Here is a 7,834-nt window from a genome sequence, read left to right as displayed (position 1 = left end):
GTTGGGGCCCGCCCCCGCCCCCCCCCGCGCGGCCCACCTCAGGCGACCGGGCTCAGGCCCGCACGGCCGCGCCCGCCCAGGCGCGGTTGCCGAGGAGGGTCTTGACGTCCGAGGCGAGGCCGTTGTCGGGGTTCACCAGGAAGCCGAGCTCGTAGAGGGTGTTCTTGTCCCAGTTGGTGGTCAGCAGGCGGACCGGGACGTCGCCCGGGTGGGCCTGGAGGGCGAGCTTGAGCTCGGCGACCACCTGGGGGGTGAGCCGGGAGACCGGGACGGTGATCTGGACCGGCGGCTTGGTGCCGAGCTCGGCGGAGGAGACGTCGAGCGTGCTGATCTCCTGGCCGAAGATGCTGAGCGACCCGTCGCGCTCGTTGAGGCGGCCGCGGACCGAGATCACGTTGTCCTCGATCATCTGGTCGGCCATGAGGTTGTAGGTCGCCGGGAAGAACAGCACCTCGACCGAGCCGTCGCGGTCGGCGAGGGTGATGATCGCCCAGGCGTTGCCCGCCTTGTTGATGCGCCGGTCCACGCCGGTGATCAGGCCGGAGAGGCGGACCTCGCCCTCGGAGCGGCCGGAGCCGAGGAGTTCGGCGATCGAGGTGTCGCGGTTCTGGGAGAGGATGTGCTCGGCGCCGTCCAGCGGGTGGCTGGAGACGTACAGGCCGAGCATCTCGCGTTCCAGGGCGAGGAGTTGGCGGCGGGGCCACTCCTGGTCGGTGAGCTGGAAGTCCAGCCCGATGCCCGGGCCGTCGCCGTCGCCGGTGTCCATCGCGCCGAACAGGTCGTCCTGGCCGATGGCCTGCTGCTTCTTCACCCCGGTGACGGCGTCGATCGCGGTCTCGTGGACGCTGCTGAGCGAGAGCCGGGTGTGGCCGAGGGAGTCGAAGGCGCCGGCCTTGACCAGGGAGTCGACGGTGCGCTTGTTGCAGACGACCAGCTCGACCTTGTCCAGGAAGTCGGGGAACGAGGTGTACTTGCCGTTCTCCGCGCGGGTGCGCACCAGGGACTCGATGACCGGCACGCCGACGTTGCGCACGGCCTTGAGGCCGAAGCGGACGTCGCTGCCGACGGCGGTGAAGTCGACCACCGACTCGTTGACGTCGGGGGAGAGGATCTTGATGCCCATCTGCCGGCACTCGGCCAGGTAGACCGCCATCTTGTCCTTGTCGTCGGCGACGGACGTGAGCAGCGCGGCCATGTACTCGGCCGGGTAGTTGGCCTTCAGGTAGGCGGTCTGGTACGAGACCAGGCCGTACGCGGCGGAGTGCGATTTGTTGAACGCGTAGCCGGCGAACGGGACCAGGACGTCCCACACGGCCTGGATGGCCTCGTCGGAGTAGCCGCGCTCCTTGCAGCCCGCGTGGAAGGGCACGAACTCCTTCTCCAGCACCTCCTTCTTCTTCTTGCCCATCGCGCGGCGCAGCAGGTCTGCCTGTCCGAGCGAGTAGCCGGCCAGCACCTGGGCGGCTCGCTGGACCTGCTCCTGGTAGACGATCAGGCCGTAGGTGGGGCCGAGGACGTCCTTGAGCGGTTCCTCCAGCTCGGGGTGGATCGGGATGATCTCCTGCTGGGCGTTCTTGCGCAGCGCGTAGTTGGTGTGCGAGTTCATGCCCATCGGGCCGGGCCGGTAGAGCGCGGACACGGCGGAGATGTCGGCGAACTCGGTGGGCTTCATCAGCTTGAGCAGGGCACGCATGGGGCCGCCGTCGAGCTGGAACACGCCGAGGGTGTCGCCGCGGGCCAGGAGCTGGTAGGTGGTGGGGTCGTCGATCGGGATCTTCTCGATGTCGACGTCGATGCCCCGGTTGGCCTTCACGATCTTGATGCAGTGGTCGATGATGCCCAGGTTCCGCAGACCCAGGAAGTCCATCTTGATCAGGCCCATGGCTTCGCACGACGGGTAGTCGAAGCCGGTGATGATCACGCCGTCCTTGTCCCGCATGTGCAGCGGGATCAGGTCGAGCAGCGGGGTCGAGGAGAGGATGACGGCCGCGGCGTGCACGCCGGTGCCGCGGATGAGGCCCTCGATGCCCCGGCCGGTGTCGATGATCTTCTTGACGTCCGGCTCGTTCTGGTACAGCGCCCGGATCTCGGTGCCCTCGTTGTACCGGGCGTGCTTCTCGTCGAACAGGTCGGCCAGCGGCACGCCCTTGCCCATGACGTCCGGCGGCATCGCCTTGGTGATCCGGTCGCCCATGGAGAACGGGTAGCCGAGGATGCGGTTGGCGTCCTTCACGGCGGCCTTGGCCTTGATCGTGCCGAAGGTGTTCACCTGGGCCGTGTAGGCGGCGCCGTACTTCTCGGTGACGTAGCGGACCATCTGGTCGCGCTGGCGGTCGTCGAAGTCGATGTCGACGTCCGGAGGGTTGATGCGCTCGGGGTTGAGGAAGCGCTCGAAGAGGAGGTCGTGCTCCAGCGGGTCCAGCTGGGTGATGCCGGTCAGGTAGGCGACCATCGAGCCGGCCGCCGAGCCTCGGCCGGGGCCGACCGGGATGCCGTTGTCCCGGCCGTACTGGCAGATGTCGGCGACCACGAGGAAGTAGGCGTCGAACCCCATCGGGGTGATCACGCCCATCTCCAGCTCGATGCGGTCCAGCACCTCCTGGCTGGGGCTGTCGCCGTACCGGTGCTGCAGCCCGATCTCGATCTTCTTGCGCAGGAAGGAGGCCTGGGTCTCGCCCTCGGGGACGTCGAACTGGGGCATCCGGTCGACGTAGGTGAAGACCTCCTCGTACGACTCGACGCGCTCGGCGATCGCGAGGGTGTTGTCGCAGGCCTCCGGCAGTTCGCGGAAGAGCTCGCGCATCTCCTCGGCGGTCTTGACGTAGTAGCCGGTGCCCTGGAACTTGAACCGGTTCGGGTCGTCCTTGTTCTTGCCCACGCCGACGCAGAGCAGGCTGTCGTGGGCGTCGGCCTGGTCGGCGGTCACGTAGTGCGAGTCGTTGGTGGCGAGCAGCGGGATGTTCAGCTGCTTGGCCAGGCGCAGGAGGTCCTCGCGGACGTCCTTCTCGATGTCGAGGCCGTGGTCCATCAGCTCCAGGAAGTAGTTCTCCTTGCCGAAGATGTCCTGGTAGGCGCCGGCCGCCTTGACCGCCTCGTCGTACTGGCCGAGGCGCAGCCGGGTCTGCACCTCGCCGGAGGGGCAGCCGGTGGTGGCGATGATGCCGCCCGCGTTGGCGGCGATCAGCTCGCGGTCCATGCGGGGCTTCATGTAGTAGCCCTCCATCGACGCGAGCGAGGAGAGCTTGAAGAGGTTCCGCAGGCCGGTCGCGTTCTGCGCCCACATGGTCATGTGGGTGTAGCGGCCGCCGCCGGAGACGTCCTTGCCGCCCTCGCCGTCGGCGCCGGAGGGGCGCTGGCCGCCCGGCGCCCAGAAGACCTGCTTCTTGTGGAAGCGCGAGGCCGGGGCGACGTACGCCTCGATGCCGATGATCGGCTTCACCCCGGTCTTCGCGGCGGCGTGGAAGAACTCGTACGCGCCGAACATGTTGCCGTGGTCGCTCATCGCGATGGCGGGCATGCCCTGTCTCTCCGCCTCGGCGAACAGCTTGCCGTTCTTCGCCGCCCCGTCCAGCATCGAGTACTCGGTGTGGACGTGCAGGTGCGCGAAGCTGTCGGACACGGCGCTGTGCTCCTCGGAGGGATCTCGGGGACCGCGGGAAACGCGGGGGGAACAAGCGGTCCAGGCTAGCGGGTCGGAGCGTTCGACGCGCCGGGCGGGGCGTCCGCGGCGGATACTTTGACGGATCCTTCCCGCCGCCTTGACAGGGCGGTGCTCGGGTCACTAGTGCTTCAGGGCGCGGTAGTTGCGCCGCACGGCGACGGCTGCGACCTCACCGCGGCGGAGCGGCGTCGAGCTCGGCCCAGACCGTCTTGCCCCCGGGGTGCGGCTGGGCGCCCCAGCGGGTCGCGGCGTTCCGGACGATGAAGAGGCCGTGCCCGCCCGGCACGCCCGGGCGGTGGGGCAGGCGCGGTTCGGGCAGGGTGGTCGAGCGGTCGGTGACCTCGATGCGCAGACGGGCCGGGGAGGCGTCGAGGACGAGGTCCTCCGGGCCGCCGGCGTGCAGCAGGGCGTTGGCGACCAGCTCGGCGACGAGGAGGACGATGTCGTCCGCGCCGGAGCCGCCCGCTGGCCACGACCAGTCGGCGACGGCCTGCGCGGCGTACGCGCGGGCGCGGGCGACGGGCTTCGGCTGCCCGGCCAGGTGCAGGCGGCGGCGCTGTCCGCCGGGCGGCAGGGTGGGGCCGGTGCCCGGCCGGTCGTCGTCGAGGGTTGCCCGGCTGGTCGTCATGTGCGGGGTCCCCTTCGGCTTCGGCGTCGTGGTCCGTTTCGTCTGTTTCGGTGCGTTTGGTCGCGATTCGTCATGCTTGGTCGTGCTTGTCGTGCTTCGTCTGCTCGGATTCCCGGCCGTGGGCGGATCATGCGCGCCGTCGACCGGATTCGACCGCGCCGGGCTCGGGGCGGGATTCGCGCCGCCGGTCAGAGCGGTGCGGCGAGCGCCGCGTCCACGGACGGGTGGAGCGAGAAGACGCTGTCGGCGCAGGTCAGTTCGAGCAGCCGCAGCACGGTGGCGGACGGTGCCGCGAGGCGGAACCCGACGTCCGCGGCGATCGCCGCCACGCGGGTCCGCAACAGCAGGTTCAGGCCGGAGGAGTCGCAGAAGTCGACGAGCCCGAGGTCGACGACGAGCAGCGGCGGGCGCCGGGCCACCAGGTCGTGGAGCGCGTTCCTGGCGGGCTCCAGGCCCTCGATGTCGAGGTCGCCCGCCAGCGCGCAGACGGCCGCCCGGGTGTCGGTGTGCCGGGTGTGCACGACCAGGTCGGGCCGGGGGCGGGAGCCCGCCTGGAAGGGGCCGGGGAACGCGGTGGTCGGCACGGTCGCGGGCTCGTTCTCTGCTGGCATCGTCTGCTCTGCGGGCATCGTCGTGCTTCCCCTCCACGGGTGTGCTCCACGAGCGTACGCACGCCACCCGGGTGCGGCCAAGGCCGTGGGTGGCGTGCGCGGCGTCGCGGGAGTGCGGGGCCGGCTTACGGGGCGGTGAGGTCCGCGTGGAGCCTCTTCAACAGGCGGGTGAGGAGCCGGGAGACGTGCATCTGGGACAGTCCGAGGCGGGCGCCGATCTGGGACTGGGTGAGGTCCTCGCCGAAGCGCATCGACAGGATGAGCCGGTCGCGCTCCGGCAGGGCGGCGATGAGGGGCTTGAGGACGATCAGGTCCTCGACGGTGGCGAACCGCGGGTCCTCCTCGCCGAGGCGCTGGGTGAGCGGGTTCGGCTCCTGCCGCCCCTCGGTGGCGGGGGCGTCGAGAGAGCCCGCGGTGTGGCCGTTGGCGGCGGCGAGACCCTCGATCACCTCCTCCTCCGACAGGTCGAGGTGTGCGGCGATCTCGGGCACCGTCGGCGCCCGGCCCAGGCGCTGGAACAGCTCGTCGCGGGACTTCGCGAGGGTGATGCGCAGCTCCTGGAGGCGGCGCGGCACGTGGACGGCCCAGGTGGCGTCGCGGAAGTGGCGGCGGATCTCGCCGAGGATGGTCGGCAGGGCGAAGGTGGTGAACTCCGCGCCGTGGTCGGGGTCGAAACGGTCGATCGCCTTGATCAGGCCGACCGAGCCGACCTGCACGAGGTCTTCGACGGGCTCCTGGTGGTTGCCCACGCGGCGGATCGCGAACCGGACCAGCGACAGGTTGAGCTCGATCAGCGTGGTGCGTACGTAGGAGTACTCGCGGGTGCCCTCCTCCAGCGCCGCCAGCCGGACCAGCAGCACCCGCGTCAGCTCGCGCGCGTCGGCGGGCGCGACGTGCCGGGGGTCGTCGATGCCGTCCAGCCCGGGGATGCCGTCGAGTCCGCGAGAGTCCAGTGCGGGGGAGTCCACTGCGGGGGAGTCCAGCGCGGGGGTGGCGGCGCGAGGGTCTCTGGGCGCCCCGACCGCCGGGGCCTCGTCCGGAGCCCGGCCTGTCGCGCGGTGGAGGAGTTCGTCACTGGTCGTGGCCATGTCGGTCCTTTCCCCTCGGCGTACGGTCCGTCCCCGGGTACCCGCCGAGTCCGGATCCATGCCGGTGGCCGGTGTGAGGATCGCGTGAACGGCCGGGGACTGCGGATCCTCGACAGCGGATCTTCGGCGGCGGATTCTCGGCGGCGGATCCTCGGGTGTCCCGGGCGGTTCTCCGATCCGGTGGCATGAACCGCGGCAACCGGGGCAGCCGAGCTGTCACGGCGGACGCGCCGGACCGCCGGACACCACACACACGGGCCGGGACAGCCGGCGGTCGTCCCGGCCCGAGGAACCCGGGAAAGGGGAAACGCCCATGGAACGTCTTGCCGCCCGGATCACCATGCGACTGATGACCGGCGACGAACGCAGCCGGCTCCTGGAGGTCGGCTGGTCCTACCGGTCCGACGAACCGCACGCGGTGGCGCTGGACTTCGCGGACTTCCAGCCGGACGCCGCGTGGACGCTCTCGCGCGACCTGCTCGTCGCCGGCCTCCACGGGCCCGCGGGGGAGGGCGACGTCCACGTGGCCCCGTTCGACGACGCCTACGTGCTGATCGCGCTCGCCGACGACGAGGGCGTCGCCCTGCTCGCCGCCTCCGCCGACGCCGTCGCCCGGTTCCTGGCCGCCACCGCCCGGATAGTGCCGCCCGGGCTCGAACACACCCGGATCGACTGGGACCAGGAGCTGAAGGACCTGCTCGCCGCCTGACCGCACCGAATCGATCCGTCCCCCCGCTGGAGAGGAGACGTCACCCATGGCCTTCACCCCCGCCGAGCCCGGCCTCCCGCCACCACAACCGCTCCCGCCGGAGCCCCTGGCGCCGCCGGATCCGACCCGGCCGCCCGGCCCGCCCGTGGTGCCCGACCCTCCGCCGTCGCCGGGCACGCCCGAGCCCCCGCCCGACCCGCTCCCGGATCCGGACCCCCTGTGGCCCCCGCCCGAACCGGCCAGGCCGCGGCCGGGCCACCCGGAAGCGCCCGAGCCGCCCGACTGAACCAGCCGTTCGGCCCGCTCGAACCCGTCGCCGCGGAAAGCCGCGGAAAGGAGACCGGCACATGTGGTGGAGCCTGCTCCGCCTCGGCGTCGCCGGCGTCGTCGCCGCCGTCGTCACCTATGGCCTCGACCGGGTGGCGCAGGCGGTGGCGCGGCGGCTGGCGGTCCCCGGAGGCCCGGCCGGCGTGCCGCTCCCGGTGCGCCGCTGCCGCCGGCCGGTCCTGGCGCTGACGGCGTGCCTCGTGCTCGCCGCCGCGCAACCGTGGATCGCCGCGCCGCCCGCCGCCCGCGCCGGGTTGCGGCACCTGGCGGTGATCCTCGCGATCGCCTCCGGCGGATGGCTGTGCGGCCGCCTCGTCGCGCTCCTCGCCGAGGGCGCCCTCAGGATCGCCGTCCACCGGCGCGACCCGGTGTGGGCCGGGCGCGCCCGGACCCAGGTCGGCCTGCTCGGCCGGATCTGCCAGGCGATCGTCGCCGTCGCGACGCTGGGTGCCGTCCTGATGACCTTCCCGGAGGTCCGCGGCGTCGGCACGAGCCTGCTGGCCTCCGCCGGCCTGGTCGGCGTGGCGGCGGGCGTGGCGGCGCAGAGCACGCTCGCCAACGTCTTCGCCGGGGTGCAGATGGCCTTCGGCGATCTGGCGCGCATCGGGGACGTCGTCGTGGTGGCCGGGGAGTGGGGGAAGGTGGAGGAGATCACCCTGACGGCCGTGGTGATCGAGACCTGGGACCAGCGACGGCTGGTGATGCCGATGTCCTACTTCGTCGGCCGCCCGTTCGAGAACTGGTCCCGCCGCTCCAGCCGGATCACCGGCACGGCGCTGCTCCACCTCGACCACCACACACCGGTGGGGG

At 71.7% G+C, this 7,834-nt stretch carries 6 protein-coding genes; 2 read left to right on the top strand and 4 right to left on the bottom strand.

The features are described from left to right. Positions 1–52 precede the first annotated feature (52 nt). The 4 genes from dnaE to ACFV4G_RS36570 form a co-directional block, all read right to left on the bottom strand. Positions 53–3,619 carry a DNA polymerase III subunit alpha gene (gene dnaE / locus ACFV4G_RS36585; protein WP_380446584.1) on the bottom strand — a complete coding sequence of 1,189 codons (3,567 nt, stop codon included), beginning with the start codon at positions 3,617–3,619 and terminating at the stop codon, positions 53–55. Between the two features lie 211 nt (positions 3,620–3,830). Then, a complete protein-coding gene (locus ACFV4G_RS36580; protein WP_380446581.1) occupies positions 3,831–4,289 on the bottom strand; it encodes an ATP-binding protein in 459 nt (152 codons plus the stop codon). Between the two features lie 188 nt (positions 4,290–4,477). Then, positions 4,478–4,918, bottom strand: coding sequence for an STAS domain-containing protein (locus ACFV4G_RS36575; RefSeq protein ID WP_380446578.1), 441 nt, complete (start codon positions 4,916–4,918; stop codon positions 4,478–4,480). A gap of 107 nt (positions 4,919–5,025) precedes the next feature. Further along, positions 5,026–5,988 carry a SigB/SigF/SigG family RNA polymerase sigma factor gene (locus ACFV4G_RS36570; RefSeq protein WP_380446575.1) on the bottom strand — a complete coding sequence of 321 codons (963 nt, stop codon included), beginning with the start codon at positions 5,986–5,988 and terminating at the stop codon, positions 5,026–5,028. 313 nt (positions 5,989–6,301) lie between these two features. Between ACFV4G_RS36570 and ACFV4G_RS36565 the strand changes: the two genes are divergently transcribed. Both ACFV4G_RS36565 and ACFV4G_RS36560 read left to right on the top strand, forming a co-directional pair. Then, positions 6,302–6,697 carry an SsgA family sporulation/cell division regulator gene (locus ACFV4G_RS36565; RefSeq protein WP_380446572.1) on the top strand — a complete coding sequence of 132 codons (396 nt, stop codon included), beginning with the start codon at positions 6,302–6,304 and terminating at the stop codon, positions 6,695–6,697. A 347-nt stretch (positions 6,698–7,044) separates the two neighbouring features. After that, positions 7,045–7,834, top strand: a 790-nt coding sequence (locus ACFV4G_RS36560; RefSeq protein WP_380446570.1) for a mechanosensitive ion channel family protein, incomplete at its 3' end; no start/stop codon positions are given.

Source organism: Kitasatospora sp. NPDC059747, assembly GCF_042732955.1.
Taxonomy (GTDB): domain Bacteria; phylum Actinomycetota; class Actinomycetes; order Streptomycetales; family Streptomycetaceae; genus Kitasatospora.
The sequence above is the reverse complement of the archived record's forward strand: the minus strand, read 5'-3'. Positions and strand labels throughout refer to the sequence as shown.

What these genes read in the sequence shown, in the direction of transcription:
- ACFV4G_RS36580 (WP_380446581.1), bottom strand. Translation starts at nt 4,289, where the DNA reads ATGACGACCAGCCGGGCAACCCTCGACGACGACCGGCCGGGCACCGGC.
- ACFV4G_RS36575 (WP_380446578.1), bottom strand. Translation starts at nt 4,918, where the DNA reads ATGCCCGCAGAGCAGACGATGCCAGCAGAGAACGAGCCCGCGACCGTG.
- ACFV4G_RS36570 (WP_380446575.1), bottom strand. Translation starts at nt 5,988, where the DNA reads ATGGCCACGACCAGTGACGAACTCCTCCACCGCGCGACAGGCCGGGCT.
- ACFV4G_RS36565 (WP_380446572.1), top strand. Translation starts at nt 6,302, where the DNA reads ATGGAACGTCTTGCCGCCCGGATCACCATGCGACTGATGACCGGCGAC.